Annotated in this window: 16 protein-coding genes; 9 read left to right on the top strand and 7 right to left on the bottom strand. The window is 42.4% G+C overall.

Translation table 11 applies throughout. The annotated features are described in order from the left end of the window. Nucleotides 1-143: 143 nt before the first annotated feature. From AAEM60_RS05985 to AAEM60_RS05975, 3 genes are read left to right on the top strand one after another with little or no spacing between them, the layout of a single operon-like run. Entirely contained in the window at nucleotides 144-1292 is a 1149-nt protein-coding gene (locus tag AAEM60_RS05985; RefSeq protein WP_341357657.1) for an iron-containing alcohol dehydrogenase, read from the top strand. Nucleotides 1293-1343: 51 nt separating this feature from the next. After that, nucleotides 1344-2732 (top strand): hypothetical protein, encoded by a 1389-nt coding sequence (locus AAEM60_RS05980; RefSeq protein WP_341357656.1) that lies wholly within the window; start codon nucleotides 1344-1346, stop codon nucleotides 2730-2732. A gap of 21 nt (nucleotides 2733-2753) precedes the next feature. After that, nucleotides 2754-4172, top strand: a complete 1419-nt coding sequence (locus AAEM60_RS05975) for an NAD-dependent succinate-semialdehyde dehydrogenase (RefSeq protein WP_299744690.1) — start codon at nucleotides 2754-2756, stop codon at nucleotides 4170-4172. A gap of 54 nt (nucleotides 4173-4226) precedes the next feature. Here the strand turns inward: AAEM60_RS05975 and AAEM60_RS05970 are convergent, their stop codons facing one another. Together AAEM60_RS05970 and AAEM60_RS05965 are read right to left on the bottom strand one after the other, a co-directional pair. Further along, the gene (locus AAEM60_RS05970; protein WP_299744687.1) at nucleotides 4227-5024 is read right to left on the bottom strand and encodes a LysM peptidoglycan-binding domain-containing protein; all 798 of its coding nucleotides are present in this window, start codon (nucleotides 5022-5024) and stop codon (nucleotides 4227-4229) included. A gap of 175 nt (nucleotides 5025-5199) precedes the next feature. Then, entirely contained in the window at nucleotides 5200-5484 is a 285-nt protein-coding gene (locus tag AAEM60_RS05965) for a DNA-binding protein (protein ID WP_299744684.1), read from the bottom strand. Nucleotides 5485-5787: 303 nt separating this feature from the next. Between AAEM60_RS05965 and brnQ the strand changes: the two genes are divergently transcribed. Next, complete coding sequence (gene brnQ / locus AAEM60_RS05960) at nucleotides 5788-7089, top strand: branched-chain amino acid transport system II carrier protein (RefSeq protein ID WP_341357655.1); 1302 nt, start codon at nucleotides 5788-5790, stop codon at nucleotides 7087-7089. Nucleotides 7090-7159: 70 nt separating this feature from the next. Here brnQ and AAEM60_RS05955 read toward each other — a convergent pair whose 3' ends face one another. Both AAEM60_RS05955 and AAEM60_RS05950 read right to left on the bottom strand, forming a co-directional pair. Then, on the bottom strand, nucleotides 7160-7624 hold the full coding sequence (locus AAEM60_RS05955; protein WP_299744679.1) for a GNAT family N-acetyltransferase: 465 nt from the start codon (nucleotides 7622-7624) through the stop codon (nucleotides 7160-7162). 125 nt (nucleotides 7625-7749) lie between these two features. Next, nucleotides 7750-8244: a lactoylglutathione lyase family protein gene (locus AAEM60_RS05950; protein ID WP_299744676.1), complete on the bottom strand. Its 495-nt coding sequence runs from the start codon at nucleotides 8242-8244 to the stop codon at nucleotides 7750-7752. 131 nt (nucleotides 8245-8375) lie between these two features. On the opposite strand from AAEM60_RS05950, the gene AAEM60_RS05945 reads away from it, so the two are divergent. Next, on the top strand, nucleotides 8376-8708 hold the full coding sequence (locus tag AAEM60_RS05945; protein ID WP_299744674.1) for a helix-turn-helix domain-containing protein: 333 nt from the start codon (nucleotides 8376-8378) through the stop codon (nucleotides 8706-8708). A 281-nt stretch (nucleotides 8709-8989) separates the two neighbouring features. Next, entirely contained in the window at nucleotides 8990-9346 is a 357-nt protein-coding gene (locus AAEM60_RS05940; RefSeq protein ID WP_341357654.1) for a DUF488 family protein, read from the top strand. 322 nt (nucleotides 9347-9668) lie between these two features. On the opposite strand, the gene AAEM60_RS05935 is transcribed toward AAEM60_RS05940, so the two are convergent. The 3 genes from AAEM60_RS05935 to AAEM60_RS05925 all read right to left on the bottom strand — a co-directional run bounded on the left by AAEM60_RS05935 (nucleotide 9669) and on the right by AAEM60_RS05925 (nucleotide 11505). Then, nucleotides 9669-10199 (bottom strand): DUF402 domain-containing protein, encoded by a 531-nt coding sequence (locus AAEM60_RS05935; RefSeq protein WP_299745133.1) that lies wholly within the window; start codon nucleotides 10197-10199, stop codon nucleotides 9669-9671. A gap of 166 nt (nucleotides 10200-10365) precedes the next feature. Then, nucleotides 10366-10707: a zinc ribbon domain-containing protein YjdM gene (locus tag AAEM60_RS05930; protein WP_299744668.1), complete on the bottom strand. Its 342-nt coding sequence runs from the start codon at nucleotides 10705-10707 to the stop codon at nucleotides 10366-10368. Between the two features lie 297 nt (nucleotides 10708-11004). Next, on the bottom strand, nucleotides 11005-11505 hold the full coding sequence (locus AAEM60_RS05925; protein ID WP_299744665.1) for a GNAT family N-acetyltransferase: 501 nt from the start codon (nucleotides 11503-11505) through the stop codon (nucleotides 11005-11007). Nucleotides 11506-11754: 249 nt separating this feature from the next. Between AAEM60_RS05925 and AAEM60_RS05920 the strand changes: the two genes are divergently transcribed. From AAEM60_RS05920 to AAEM60_RS05910, 3 genes are all read left to right on the top strand, one after another. Continuing rightward, nucleotides 11755-12138, top strand: a complete 384-nt coding sequence (locus AAEM60_RS05920) for a GntR family transcriptional regulator (protein WP_341357653.1) — start codon at nucleotides 11755-11757, stop codon at nucleotides 12136-12138. A 4-nt stretch (nucleotides 12139-12142) separates the two neighbouring features. Beyond that, on the top strand, nucleotides 12143-13246 hold the full coding sequence (locus AAEM60_RS05915) for a DUF5808 domain-containing protein (RefSeq protein ID WP_341357652.1): 1104 nt from the start codon (nucleotides 12143-12145) through the stop codon (nucleotides 13244-13246). Nucleotides 13247-13510: 264 nt separating this feature from the next. After that, on the top strand, nucleotides 13511-14929 hold the full coding sequence (locus tag AAEM60_RS05910) for a sodium:alanine symporter family protein (RefSeq protein WP_299744656.1): 1419 nt from the start codon (nucleotides 13511-13513) through the stop codon (nucleotides 14927-14929). The last annotated feature ends 31 nt before the right edge of the window (nucleotides 14930-14960 follow it).

Below are 14960 nucleotides of genomic sequence, written 5' to 3'. Positions count from 1 at the left end.
TCTCTTTTTTGATTATTTTTATAATCGGATTTGACTATTTTTCGACAGCCTTACAAACCTCCTTCCTTCTGTTCATACTTTTCAGAAAGTTGGCACAGAACTTGCATTACTGTTTATAGAAGAATCGAAAGGAGATACTTTTCATGACAATCTCAACTTTTAAAATTGCTAACAAATTGGTGACAGGAAAAGGAGCAACAGAAGTTTTACCGGATGAAATCAAGCGCCTCCAAATTCAAAACCCACTAATCGTCACAGATGAAGTCCTCCAAAAAGTCGGGGTGGTTGATCAAATCACCCCATTTTTGAAAGGGCTTACTTACGGAATATTCACAGGCGTTAAACCTGACCCTGAGCTCTCTATTGTGGAAGATTGCACGAAAGTTTTTATAGAAGGGAATCATGATGGCTTGATTGCTATCGGGGGCGGAAGTGCGATCGATATAGCAAAAAGTGTTTCTGTTTACGCAGGTTTTGATGGCAGCCTGTCAGAACTGATCGGTACAGACCTTGTTCCACAAAAAGGCGCACCTATCATCACTCTACCGACCACTGCCGGAACAGGTTCAGAAGTAACGAATATATCGATCCTTTCTGACACAGAAGCTCAGCTCAAAAAAGGAATCGTGAGTGACTACTTGCTTCCTGATGTGGCGATTGTAGCACCGGAAATGACGCTGACCATGCCGCCTTCAGTCACTGCAGCAAGCGGAGTGGACGCATTGGTTCATGCCATTGAAGCATATATCTCGGTTCACGCTTCACCCATAACAGATGCCTTGGCCATTTATGCGATACGAATGATTTCGGAGAATCTGCCAAAAGCGTACGCCAATCCTAACCATTTGGAAGCCCGTGAAAAAATGGCGACTGCAAGCTTAATGGCCGGTATGGCTTTTGGTAATGCCGGCGTCGGTGCCGTTCACGCACTCGCCTATCCATTAGGCGGCCGCTATCATATTCCTCATGGGGTCAGTAATGCTCTCCTGCTTCCATATGTCATGGAATGGAATAAAATTGCCTGTATGGAGCGCTTCCGGGACATTGCCGCAGCACTGGGCGAAAACGTACGCTCCTTATCGGACGCAGAAGCAGCGGATAAAGCCGTGATTTCCATGAAGCGATTATGCACCGCAGTCAATATTCCAACTGGATTACGTTCCTTTGACATTCCGGAAACGGCACTTTCTGACATGGCTGAAGATGCAAGCAAGATTGAAAGACTATTAAACAATAACCCACGTCAATTAAACAAAAGTGAAATTGAACAAATCTATCAATCTGCCTATTAATAAAAAGGATTTCAGTTCATTGTTATCAAATTAAGAAAAGGGGTATATAGGATGTGGAGAAATCGAAAAGATGGTGAGGAATCACCATATATTCCAATGGGACCTTTTAAATTAAGACTCCCGTTTATTCACTACAAATTTGAATGGCCGGATTATGTCCAAGGTTTGCTAATGTGTGCTGTTGATTTAGCTGCGATTCCATTAATGATTGAACTTCTAGGCATGCCTTTTGAAGTTGCATTAGCCGTTGTACTGTTGAATGGAATTCTTTATTTAACTCATCACTTACTCGGCGACCCCGTCGTTCCCGGATGGATCACTCCAGCGATTCCATTAATCATGGCTTATGTATCAGCATTTCCAGAAGGATCGGAACGTGTGCACGCACTGGTCGCCTTCCAGCTTACACTCGGCTTACTTTCCATCCTGTTAGGGGTGACAGGATTAGCGAAAAAAGTCGTTACATTCGTTCCCCCGGCGATTAAATCGGGGGTAATCTTAGGAGCAGGATTTGCAGCAATCATTTCTGTCTTCCAGGTTGGCGGGCGTTTCGAAAGCTTTCCATGGACCATTTCCATCGCAGTAGGGATTGCCTTTTATATTATATTCTCTCAACATTTCAATCAACTGAAAGCCAAAAGTGCACTATGGGGACTTATTGGAAAACTGGGAATCTTTCCGATTATTATTCTCGCTGTCATCATCGCACCTCTCTTTGGAGAAGCACCGTGGCCAACGATTGAGTGGGGGCTCATTAATCCTGACTTCGGTACACTTTGGAGTGAATACACCATCTTTGGGCTCGGTTTCCCTCCGGCAATGTTATTTGTAACAGCCTTGCCTACTGTATTAGCCGCTTATATCGTCTTATTCGGAGACGTTTTACAAAGTAAGGCGCTAATTGATGAAGCGGACGATGTGCGCCGTGATGAAAAGATCGATTACAATCCGAATCGTGCCCATATGGTCTTCGGTGGACGCAACACCATTATGAGTATACTTGGTCCTGATGTCACAATGGCAGGTCCACTATGGGCAGCCATGCAGGTTGTCGTAATTGAACGGTTTAAAGAAGGTAAAAAAGCAATGCATTCAATATTTGGGGGTTCTGGGTCCTTCAGATGGGGTACAAATACTGGACTCTTACTTCTCCCTATTGTAAGTTTAGTACAACCAATTCTAGGCATCGCCCTCGCCTTAACTTTGCTGATCCAAGGTTATGTAAGCGTTCGCGTAGGGATATTGGAATCCCGAAGTCACCGTGACCTTGGCATTGCCGGAGTTATAGGGGCAGTACTCGCCACCAAAGGTGCTACTTGGGCATTCGCAGTTGGAATTTTATTATGCTTATTGCTTTACGGTAAAAAATTCTTCATCGGTGAAAACGACGAAATTTTCACAAAAGATCTGGAAAATAATGATGCCAAGAAAATCTCATAAAACATTAAAAGGAGGAACACTATGCAACACTACAATATGATCATCAACGGAGAACAATTAGGATCGGATCTATCTAAACGGGATGTGACCAACCCCGCCACTTCAGAAGTGATTGCAACGATCCCTGATGGAGGCAAAAAAGAAGCAGCCAGCGCTGTTGACGCGGCTTATGATGCATTCAAGGAGTGGTCCCAATACTCTGCATACGAACGAAGTGAACTTATTCGAAAATGGTATGATTTAATTGATGAGAATAAAGAGGACCTTGCCCGGACCATGACCATGGAGCAAGGGAAACCACTAAAAGAAGCACTCGGTGAAATCCAATATGCCAACGGCTTCATCTCCTGGTATGCAGAAGAAGGAAAGCGTGTATATGGCGAACAAATTCCGGCGACTCAGCGAAACAAGCGATTATTTGTCCATAAGCAACCTGTTGGGGTGGTAGCCGTCATCACACCATGGAACTTCCCTGCCGCGATGATCACACGTAAGGTTGCACCGGCACTAGCCACGGGCTGTACGGTCGTGATAAAACCGGCAAACCAAACCCCTTTGACTGCTCTGAAAATGGCGGCACTGGCAGAAGAAGCCGGTATTCCTAAAGGAGTCATCAACGTGGTGACAGGTGATTCGAAATCCATTGGGGAGGCGTGGATGGAAGACACACGTGTACGAAAACTGACATTCACGGGATCAACGGAAGTCGGGAAGGTACTGATGAAAGGATCGGCTGACACCGTCAAAAAAATATCGCTGGAACTCGGAGGTCATGCACCTGTGATCGTGATGGCCGACTCTGATTTAGAAAAAGCCGTCGATGGGGTCATCGCCTCCAAATTCAGAAATGCCGGTCAAACCTGCGTCTGCTCCAACCGTGTCTATGTTCATGAATCCGTCGTAGATTCGTTCACGGAAAAACTCGTGGAAAAAGTAAAGGATTTGAAAGTTGGGAACGGTCTCGAAGATGGTGTCGATATCGGACCTTTAATTGATGAAAATGCGATCGAGAAAGTCCAGAAACACGTGGAAGACGCTGTAAACAAAGGAGCTTCCATTGCTTATGGAGGCAAAGGAAAAAGCGGGTTATATTTTGAACCCACTGTTCTTACTAACGTAACTGATGACATGCTTTGCATGAAAGACGAAACATTCGGTCCAGTCGCTCCCATCACTACGTTTAAATCGGAAGAAGAAGCGATCGGGCGGGCAAATGATTCCATCTATGGACTTGCTGCGTATGTATTCACAGAGAATATTACGAAGGGTATTCGAATCAGTGAGCAATTAGAGTATGGAATTGTAGGGCTGAATGATGGATTACCTTCCACTCCACAGGCTCCATTTGGCGGATTCAAGCAAAGTGGCCTTGGACGTGAGGGCGGACATCATGGCATTGAAGAGTATCTCGAAATTAAGTATATTTCGGTCGGGTTATAGGAGAAAGAAGGTCGTGTGCCCACGACCTTCTTTTATTTGAACTTCCTTTCATCACTAGAAGTTCACTTTTATTCTCACGAGATCCTGAATGCTCCCATCTTTTGCACTTCGGCTGTATACCCAGAGTTCACCGGAGCTCGCAGTCGGTGGACGGTCAAAAGGAATGGCCGTACTGAAAAAACCATATTCCGGGGCTCCTTCATTTGTCATGGCGAATCGCTCATTCGTCACGATCACACCGTTATTGTCTCTTAACTGGTAGTTTACGACCGCTTCAAAAACCCTTGCATATCCCTCAACTCTTTGGCCGCTGCTTATCGATGAACTTGGAAGTGGTTTTGTCACGAAGATATTCCTTGAAGTAGGGATAGGAATGATCAAGTGGTAATCGGGCCAGATGACATCCCGTTGGAAACCTGGTCTACCTGCATTTGCTTCTTCTATAGCTGAAACGGAGACACCAAACCTTCTGGAAATAGCAAATAAAGTATCCCCACTTACAATCCTGTAAGCCAGGGCAGGGATCATTAACGGCTGGCCAACATAAATAAAGTCAGGATCATCGATATTGTTCACTCCCGCGATAAGGTCCACGAAACTATTATAGGCATTTGCAATTCCTGTAAGCGTATCTCCACTCGCAACGATATACCTCATAATCGGAGAATTGGTTGAAGTCGGAATAACCAACACATCGCCTGGAAAAATCAAGCCTCGATCTGTAACAGGGGGAAACAAATAATTCGCTCTTTCAATTGCGGCAATGGTACTGCCAAATTGGTTTGCAATCGAATAAAGTGTATCTCCTTGTTTAATAGAATAGATGATCCCTCTTGTTGTAATAATCGGCATCTTAACACCTCCTTTCCATATAAAATATGGTAGAGAGGTGCATAAGTGAACGGCACTTTGACTAGCCATTCTTTTATTTACTAGTTATGGAGATTATTTAAGAGTTGATAGAATTAAGTTCCAAGCCCCACACCGGACATATTAAGCAGCGTACCGAGGGCCTGGCTGACTAATATTACTTTTTGTATATCTCACCAGATGCCATCCACTCCATGAATCTCTGATAGGGATAATAGGTCGTTCCATTCAACTCAACTTTTGGAGCCTCGGGAAATTTATGTAGCAATTCGGTTACTTCTTCTTTCGTTAGACCTACATGAAGATGCAAATCTTTCTCTTTTATCAACGTGGGATACTCTGAGAAGCTTGCTTTGGGGTTACCAAAGTTCTTTAACCCATCTCCTATAAAATATCCTAAGGCCGCGAGCCCCGCTGCTATCCAGAAAAAACTAATATCCATTTTACAACTCCCCTTTTCTATGAAATCTATACTTTACATACGGGTGAACTTGATAAAAGTTCCAACTTATACAAGTTTTATCCATTGAAATAGTCATACAAGTCTAGAAAAATAGAAATTGATATTATATTAGGAAAATTCATTGACTGCGCTTTCTTCCTGTGCTAGATTGTGTTTATTAATAAAATTCCATGACGAGAAAATATGACTCGTCCCTGGTCAGGGACGGGTTTTTTTATGTGAAATAATCAGAATAATCAATAGAAGCTATCATGGTTTGGGTAGGGATTAGGAGGGGTTTCGTTGAGAAAAAAAGATGTGCTGGTTTCAGGATTTATGCTTTTCTCACTGTTTTTCGGTGCTGGAAATTTAATATTTCCGCCTTATCTAGGAATGGAATCAGGCAGTTACTTTGTTGCAGCTATTGCCGGGTTTATTCTAACGGCGGTGTTTTTACCTTTTTTGACGATCATTTCAGTATCACTTTCTACTAATGGATTATTATCGATTGGCCAACGGGTCCACCCCGTTTTCGGACTTGTGTTTGCCATCGTGATTTATATGTCGATTGGAGCACTTTACGGTATTCCAAGGGCGTCGAATGTTGCGTATGAACTCGGGTTTATGCAAATGATCAGTGTGGAAGGACGTTTACCTTTATTCTTATTCTCACTCGTCTTTTTCGGATTGACCTACTTACTCAGCATCAATCCCAAGAAAGTAATTGATCTTGTCGGTCAGTTTTTGACGCCAGTTTTGCTCATTGTATTAGCAATATTATGTGTACGGGCCTTTATTACCTTTGATTACATGGAAGCTCAAGCGACTGAAAAGTTCCAGTCCGATCCGTTTCTTAAAGGGTTTCTGGAAGGGTACTTCACTATGGATGCTGTAGCGGCCCTTGCTTTTGGGATTGTGATTATCAATGGGTTGAAAGACAAAGGAGCCACTCATAAAAGGGATGTGATACGTGGAACAGTCAGTGCAGGGGTGATTGCAGCAGTCGGCTTAATCATGGTGTATCTCTCACTTGGATGGATCGGACGAGTGGTTCCTCATGACGAGCCACTTCGAAATGGAGCAGAAATATTGGTTCTGGCGTCACAGCAATTATTTGGATACAGTGGCAACGTATTGTTTGGCTTGATTGTGATGATCGCTTGCTTAACGACCTGTATTGGTCTCATTAATGCATGCGGACGTTTTTTCAACGAAATTTTTCCGAAATATTCATATAAGACTTATGTATTGATTTTCATCCTGATTGGTATGATCGTTACAAATCTTGGACTGAATTTGATTTTAAAAGTGGCTACACCGTTACTGGTTTTTATTTATCCTGTAGCTATTGTGCTTGTAGTCCTCTCTCTCTTCCAGCATTTCTTTGGAGAAAGTAAGAGAATGTATGTGTACGGGGTTGGTGTCGCTACATTATTTGCCTTTTACGAAATGCTAATGACACTAAATATTCAAATGGATGGAATTCAAGCGACCCTGGGCTTCCTTCCCCTGAGTGAAAATGGCCTGGGTTGGACATTCCCTACCCTGGTAGCTGTCGTAATTGGATACTTCCTGGACCGAATGCAGAAGAAAATCATCTTTTGAGGGACGGACCTCTAAAAAAAGCAGCAAGAGAACGTGTTCATTCACATTCTCATTGCTGCTTTTTTCTGCTTTATGGTTGTTCACTTGTTCGTTTTTGGTAGACTTTCATAGAATCTCCGCTCAATCCGATTGCTTCCGTGGAATGAGTCCAGCCGTATTTTTCATAATAGTCTTCCAAGTCTGTTGTGAGGTAGAGGTGTTTGTACCCTTTTTCATTGGCCTGTTGCAGAGCATGGGCAAGAAGGTTGGAACCAAGTCCGCGCCCTCTATGTTCCGGGTCTACATACAGGCATGCAAACCATGGATACAGATCTTGGCGGCTGTTGAGATCATTTCTAAGTAAAGCGTAAGTACCGATGATTTTTTCTTCATGTAAAGCGATATAAAATCGGGGCAGATCTTCTTCTGTTCGACAGGAATGAAACATACAATCGTGATAAAACCTATAATTATCTTCACTTCCCCATTGTCCCCAGAACACTTTCACTGCGTCTAAAAACATGGTTGAAACTTTATGTAACTCCATTATCTTCATTTCAGCTTTCCTTTCCTCTCCTAATGAATAGACGTATCTATAATGAATTCTTCATCAGTGAGGGAAAACCTTTTTTCAAAGAGAAAAAAGCACGCTCTACACTGAACGTGCTTTTTTGCATCAAATTAATAAGCCCCATCAGAATAAGTTAATTCATAGCTATGTGAGTAAATCTCAAAAATATTACCGAATGGATCTTCAACATATACCATGCGATAAGGCTTTTCACCGGGATAATATTCACGGATCGGCATCCGCTGTTTACCGCCATGCTGTTTGATTTTTTCTACCATGCCTTCTACATCAGGGTCCTGGATACAGAAATGGAAGAGACCTGTTTTCCAATACTCGAAGTTATTTTCCGGCTTTTCGTTTTGAGGGAACTCAAACAGCTCCACTCCGATTTTATCACCCGTTGCCAGATGGGCAATTCTGAATTTCTCCCAATCATTGCCGAATACATCACGGCACATCTGCCCGATTGCCGTGTCATCATTTTCGACATCAGATGGTTCCATGATGGTGTACCAACCGAATACCTCAGTGTAAAATGTAATGGCCTCTTCGAGATTTGGGACGGATAGTCCAATATGTGAAAACGATCTTGGATATGGTAACATCGTCAATATTCCTCCTCTTTTTGATTCGTTTCATCTAACATGTCCTCATTATACGAAACAGGACTTCTTAATGTAAGAATGCACTTTTTTGTGAGAAACTAACCTTAAGGTAAGAAAGGACTGGATCAGATATGGATACACCCATCGATCAACAAGGGAAACTGAAGTGCTCCATTGAATATACCCTGAAGAAAATCGGAGGCAAATGGAAGACGGTCATTCTGTGGCATCTGGGTACGGACGGGACCCTTCGGTATAATGAATTGCGCAGGTTACTACCTGGCGTGGCCCATAAAGTATTGAGCCAACAATTAAAAGAACTCGAAGAAGATGGCTTCATCAAACGTACCCAATACGATACCATCCCACCCAAAGTCGAATACTCCATGACTGATTTAGGCATGACCCTTATGCCGATCCTCAAGCAGATGCATACATGGGGAAAAGAGCATGGGGAGTTTTAGGAGAGGGACGGACCTTTAATTAGCGAAAGCTTTATTGAATCGGGGTTAAGCTAATTTTCGAGGTCCGTCCCTCAAATGGGATGCCATACTTTTGCAGTCAATGGTCGATTGGTGGCCATTTTGTTTATTTATGTAGGGAATAAGAAGAATCGATATGAGTCAAGTGGCTGCATCATGATACCCGAATACTAATCAGTGCGAGACTTGGTTCAGAAATCTTTGCATCACACTGAGATTCAATTTATCCTTTAAGTATACCGACTGCGAATGGAGGACGAGAAATGTCTATTGTTCTAAAGAGAATCTATGATGAACCTCCTCGTCTAGGGGGCCACCGGATATTAATCGACCGGGTTTGGCCACGTGGCATTTCAAAAGAGGATGCCAATCTTGATGCTTGGATGAAAGAGATTACGCCCAGTCCATCTCTAAGAAAATGGTTCAATCATGATCCGCAAAAATTTGAGGAGTTTAAACAAGCCTACAAAGATGAAATCAATCAAGATAAGGAAAAACAAAGTAAGTTGCAAGAACTAAAAGAAATGGCGACAAACGAACGCTTAGTTCTTCTATACGGTGCAAAAGATGAGCGTCATAATCATGCCGTTATTCTAAAAGAAATGGTAGAAAATGGATGATAGATGAGGGACGGACCTCCAATCAGCATAAACCTTAATTAAGACAAGGATTATACTTTTTGGAGGTCCGTCCCTCTTTAATCAAATACTCTCAATCAATAGATAGATCCCCGTATATAGCAGGAGTACGTATGTAAATATATGTAACATTTTCGGGTTAATTTTACTACATTCTCCTTTGACTTTCTTTAAAATAGATTCCTTTTCGACTCCACCCATAAACCAATCTCAACGATTAGAAACATTAACACGATGGGCATGTTCAAGGATTTTCTTCTTTTTTATTATTGGTATAAAATCCGGCATACTTTTCACTGTATCATCAGATCCAAGAATGAAGATCTTCATGAGGAAAATTAATTGTTGTCTCGGATATGATTTGAGGAAGAAGGGTATCAAGATCATTTAATAATCCCTGTAAAGATTCCTTAACAGAACCAGCCTCAAATTCTTCCAATGGTAAGGGTAACTCATCTTCGTCCAACACGTAAGCTTCTCCATTGGGCAAAACCAGCACATCGATAATCAAATCCTCAAACGATACTATCCCATCAGTTATGTATGAATTTTTAACAATATTAAAATAGGAACCTAAATATTTCCCCTTTTGATCTCTCCAGATATACAGATTATAAGGTCGATCTTTCCAGTAATAAGCCAGGGTATAGCTGCCTTTAGAAATGGTTAAGCTTGACCGATTCGCTGTCATCGTAAAGTTTTCTACTATTTTATGAAAAAGAACAATGTCTTCACTTCCTACATGCAACAGCCGACAATGATGTTCCACCACTTCTGAGTCATAGCGGATCTTTCTTTCAATAATAGAATCACCAACCTGGATGGCTCCTCCCATTGGATACCCACTCACCAAACATCACTCCTTCGAGATAATATACCAAACTGCCACATCACGATAATTGTATCACCTAAAGATAGGGACGGACCTTCAATCAGCATAATCCCCATTAAAACAAGGCTTATAACTTTTTGAAGGTCCGTCCCTCTCTCTTTACTCATTCTTATATCTTTTTAACAAATTCAGATTTTAGTTTCATGGCTCCGAAGCCGTCTATTTTGCAGTCGATGTCGTGATCGCCTCCCACCAGGCGGATGTTTTTCACTTTGGTTCCCATCTTTAGGACGGATGAGCTTCCTTTTACTTTCAGGTCTTTAATGACTGAAACGGAGTCACCATCGGTTAGGACGTTTCCGTTTGAGTCTTTGACAACCTTTTCGTCTTCATTCGTCTCTGGTGCTGCTTCTGCCGTCCATTCATGAGCGCATTCCGGACAAACGAACAGACTTCCATCTTCGTATGTATATTCTGAATTACATTTTGGGCAATTAGGCCACTCTGACATTGTTTTATTTCCCCCTGTTGATGATTATGCTATTTTTGAAAGACTACGCGTATCATTATACCTAATGTAGGGCGTGTTTGTTATGTATATCCTATTGATTTTATAGTACAGCGCTTGAAGACGAATACACTACACAAGTGAAAATGTCAGCCCGGCAGACATCAACCTTCTAAACTGACACTTTTCTATTCTCTAATAAGACACACCGGGACGGACCTCTAATCGTTAAAGACACCATAATAAATGGATATTTAATCGTTTAGAGGTCCGTCCCTCACAGCATTTTATCTTAGTCTCCTAAATCTGTTTATAGTAAATGATCGTTGCCTCTAATTCCCCGAAAGGTGACGCTGCGTAGTCAGGAATCCTTCCACCCTGAACAAATCCGAGGGAAGTATATAAGTGATTTGAAGGGGCTCCCTCTACCGTATCAAGTACAAGCAAGGTCCGTCCCTCCTTTTTCGCTCTCTCTTCCGCCTTTTGCATAAGCCTGCGGCCAATTCCCTTTTGACGGAATTGAGGATGTACCATCATTTTAGCGATTTCCGCTCTATTTTTCCCGTTCTGCTTCGTACATAAATGGATTTGTACCGTTCCCACAATTCGATTATCCATCTTTGATACTAATAGAATGATATTTTGATCGAGTGCATTTTGCCAATAATTCATCGCTGCAGAATGGGCAAGCGGTGATAAGAAACCAATCGACGCCCCATCATTCACTACGCTTATTAAAAGCTCGGATAGTTCACGTAAATGACTTTCTATCATTGTCAGTTCTTCAATTGTTTGATTCATAGCCAACATCATCACCTCACGAATTTACATAGTTACACTTCTATATTTCATTACAGAAATCCTACTACGGCAACCGGATTGTCAGATTATGTAACAAACTTTCCTCAGTATAACCTTCAGATAATATACTCAAATTATAACGAGAATTCCCTCCTGTATCTAACTTTTTTTGGAAAATATGTGCTTTTGTTATATTATATATAGAACAATTCTGTTATACTAAACGTATAACAATTAGGAGGTAAAACCTTGTTTATCCAAATTGAATCTCAATCAGTTGTACCGATCTATGCTCAGGTGAGAAATGGCATTATGGAAGGGATTGTACGTGGTGAGTTAGTACCTGGCGACGTGCTTCCATCCGTCCGTGCCCTTGCTGCTGACCTCGGTGTGAACATGCATACGGTGAATAAAAGCTATCATGAATTGGAGAGCAAGGGAGTGATTCAGATAGTTCCCAAGTCAGGGGCTGTTATTTGTCCACCTTCAGTAGATGGGATTGCATCATTAAGAATAGATCAGATTTCAGGTGAATTGCGACCGATTTTGGTGGAATCCCTTGTGCTTGGAATGAAAGAAGATGATATTAAGGATTTAGTCACATCCATTATTTCAAAAGTTAAGGGGGAATAATTTTATGGAAATGACACTTTTAATTGTTACGGTCGGGTTTCTAATGGTGATGCAAATCGCCATTCCTTTTATTGTTAAACGGACGGTGGTGTTTGGTGTAACGATCCCTGTTGACGAAATAAGGAATGAGCAATTACTTCGATACAAAAAAATCTATGCTGTATCAATATTTTTCATTTCAATTCTGGTGTTAGCCCTATATTTTATATGGTCGACGGGCATTACACCTACAGAAAATCACCTTATCTTTGCAGGGCTATTCCTTCCATTCGTGATCCTGTTCATATCCTTATCACTGTACTTTTATTTTCATGTGAAAGTAACAGGGCTTAAAGAACGGGAACAGTGGTTCAAAGATCGCAAGCAGGTAAAGGTTTCAGAATTGAACATTCGTACGAAAGATGAAATGCTTCCTTGGATTGTATTTACGATTCCAATAATCATTACAGTAGGATTGATCGTGTTTACATCAGTGAACTACAGTTCTTTCCCTGATCAGATCCCTGTACACTGGGGACCCGATGGACAACCGGATTCATTCACACCAAAAAGCTACTTATCTGTCCTGACATTGCCTTTTGTACTGTTAACGATGAGTTTCATGTTTCTGGGGATCAATGAATTAACAAGAAACTCCGGTATTAAGTTGAGTGCAGGAAATGTGAAGGCATCCCGAGTTCGGCAATTGCGTTTGCGGAAATACACAAGCTGGCTCTTGTTCTTCATCTCCATTCTTATTTCCATGCTGTTTACATTCTTACAATTTACCACTCTCTACGAAAACAGCGTCAGCGATTTATTAATCATCATCATGCCGCTTGCCTTCTCAGCCCTTGTTTTGATAGGGACGGTCCTTCTGGCTGTCAAAGTAGGCAAAAAAGATTCGGATTTTGACATAGAAGTGATCGATGAAGATTCCGGTGAAATGATTAACGCTGATGAAGACCAATACTGGAAGGGCGGACTCATCTACTTCAACCCGAACGACCCCTCCATTTTCGTAGAAAAACGCTTCGGAGTCGGCTGGACCCTGAACTTCGCCCGGCCTCTTGGCTACATCATCTTAGTCGGACCTCTGCTGGTCATACTGATTATTACACTAATTTAGTAGTTTTGAGGGACGGACCTCCTAACAGATAGCGATGGCGTAGTATTAACGTTCTTCGCGATTAGAGGTCCGTCCCTCTTCTTTGACTTTCAACATCAATTCAACTTTAACCGAAGGAGAGGTCCGTCCCTCCTACTACTAAAAAAGGCTCAATCTCTGGAAATTCGACTTTTGTTATGGACAGATTGTTCGGAATACTATATAAATAGTAGATGGAAACTCACAAAGAAAACGTTTACAACTTGAGACGACAAGGAGGATTCTATGTTAGATGTGCTAGACAAGATTAATTCATTCTTATGGGGGACACCAAGTTTAGTACTGTTATTTGGGACAGGCCTTTTCTTGACTTTTATGCTTAAAGGGCTGCAGTTCAGAAAGCTATTGTATGCATTTAAACTTGCTTTTACAAAAGAAGAACCCTCTTCTTCTGCTGACAAATCGGAAGGAGATATCAGTAACTTCAAAACGTTGATGACAGCTCTGTCAGCGACAATCGGTAACGGAAACATTGCCGGTGTTGCGACGGCATTGACGATTGGCGGACCCGGGGCCATTTTCTGGATGTGGGTTGTCGGCCTACTCGGTATGGCGACGAAATACGCAGAAGCGCTGCTTGCGATGAAGTACCGTGTGAAAAATAAAAACGGTGAATACTCCGGAGGACCGATGTATTACGTTGAAAAAGGTCTCGGAAGCAAGTGGAAGTGGCTTGCTGTTGCGTTTGCTTTATTCGGTGCATTTGCTGCCCTGGGAATCGGAAACAGCGTACAGTCCAATACGATTGCAGACGTCATGACATCAAGCTTTCAAATTAGCAATCTCGTAACAGGAATCGTTTTAGCCGTCCTGACAGGTTTGATCATCTTTGGAGGGATTCAACGGATCAGTACCGTCGCGTCCTTCTTTGTACCGATCATGGCATTCCTGTACATTGGCGGTTCATTGATCATCATCGTACTGAATTATGACATGATCATTCCGGCATTTGAAATGATTTTCTATTATGCGTTCAATCCTGTAGCTGCAGCTGGTGGTTTCACCGGGATCATTATCAGTGAAGCGATCCGCAGCGGGGTTTCACGTGGGATTTTCTCCAATGAGGCAGGACTTGGTACGGCTGCATTGATTGCAGGTAATGCGAAAACCGATCATCCGGTTAAACAGGCACTTGTCGCCATGACGGGTACGTTCATTGTGACAATCGTCGTCTGTACGATGACGGGGCTGGTCCTCTTGATCACAGGCTTCTGGGATCCGACAGGAGGAGCGATATCGGGTGTCGAGCATGCACCAAGTCTTGACGGCGGAGCACTGACGAGTGCGGCATTTGGACACGCCCTCGGTACTGTCGGGGAATACATCGTATCGTTCTCCGTCATCTTCTTCGGATTCTCGACGATCGTTGGCTGGTATATGTACGGCGAGAAATGCTTCGAGTATTTGACAAATTATCGTTTTGCAAACTCCTACAGACTCATTTACATTTTAGCAACCGGACTTGGTGCCGTTGCAAACCTGGAACTCGTATGGGCATTCGCTGATATGTCTAACGCCTTGATGATGATTCCGAACCTGATCGCCCTTATTTTACTTTATAAGGTCATCGTTCGTGAAACGAATCATTACTTCAATGAATACATGCCTATGATGCAAGCTCAACCAAGGAAGAAAGCCAGTTAAAAAGAAACCCGGCGTGATGTGTGAATCATGC

Source organism: Rossellomorea sp. y25, assembly GCF_038049935.1.
Taxonomy (GTDB): domain Bacteria; phylum Bacillota; class Bacilli; order Bacillales; family Bacillaceae_B; genus Rossellomorea.
Note: the sequence above shows the minus strand (reverse complement) of the source record. Positions and strands in the feature narration are given on the sequence as shown.

Excerpts from the sequence above, each read along its gene's own strand:
- AAEM60_RS05915 (WP_341357652.1), top strand. The coding sequence starts at position 12,143 with ATGGAAATGACACTTTTAATTGTTACGGTCGGGTTTCTAATGGTGATG.
- AAEM60_RS05970 (WP_299744687.1), bottom strand. The coding sequence starts at position 5,024 with ATGCCGATTATTACAACAAGAGGGATCATCTATTCTATTAAACAAGGA.
- AAEM60_RS05950 (WP_299744676.1), bottom strand. The coding sequence starts at position 8,244 with ATGTTACCATATCCAAGATCGTTTTCACATATTGGACTATCCGTCCCA.
- AAEM60_RS05935 (WP_299745133.1), bottom strand. The coding sequence starts at position 10,199 with ATGGGAGGAGCCATCCAGGTTGGTGATTCTATTATTGAAAGAAAGATC.
- AAEM60_RS05980 (WP_341357656.1), top strand. The coding sequence starts at position 1,344 with ATGTGGAGAAATCGAAAAGATGGTGAGGAATCACCATATATTCCAATG.
- AAEM60_RS05975 (WP_299744690.1), top strand. The coding sequence starts at position 2,754 with ATGCAACACTACAATATGATCATCAACGGAGAACAATTAGGATCGGAT.
- AAEM60_RS05945 (WP_299744674.1), top strand. The coding sequence starts at position 8,376 with ATGGATACACCCATCGATCAACAAGGGAAACTGAAGTGCTCCATTGAA.
- AAEM60_RS05965 (WP_299744684.1), bottom strand. The coding sequence starts at position 5,484 with ATGGATATTAGTTTTTTCTGGATAGCAGCGGGGCTCGCGGCCTTAGGA.
- AAEM60_RS05940 (WP_341357654.1), top strand. The coding sequence starts at position 8,990 with ATGTCTATTGTTCTAAAGAGAATCTATGATGAACCTCCTCGTCTAGGG.
- AAEM60_RS05930 (WP_299744668.1), bottom strand. The coding sequence starts at position 10,707 with ATGTCAGAGTGGCCTAATTGCCCAAAATGTAATTCAGAATATACATAC.
- AAEM60_RS05985 (WP_341357657.1), top strand. The coding sequence starts at position 144 with ATGACAATCTCAACTTTTAAAATTGCTAACAAATTGGTGACAGGAAAA.
- AAEM60_RS05925 (WP_299744665.1), bottom strand. The coding sequence starts at position 11,505 with ATGAATCAAACAATTGAAGAACTGACAATGATAGAAAGTCATTTACGT.
- AAEM60_RS05955 (WP_299744679.1), bottom strand. The coding sequence starts at position 7,624 with ATGAAGATAATGGAGTTACATAAAGTTTCAACCATGTTTTTAGACGCA.
- AAEM60_RS05910 (WP_299744656.1), top strand. The coding sequence starts at position 13,511 with ATGTTAGATGTGCTAGACAAGATTAATTCATTCTTATGGGGGACACCA.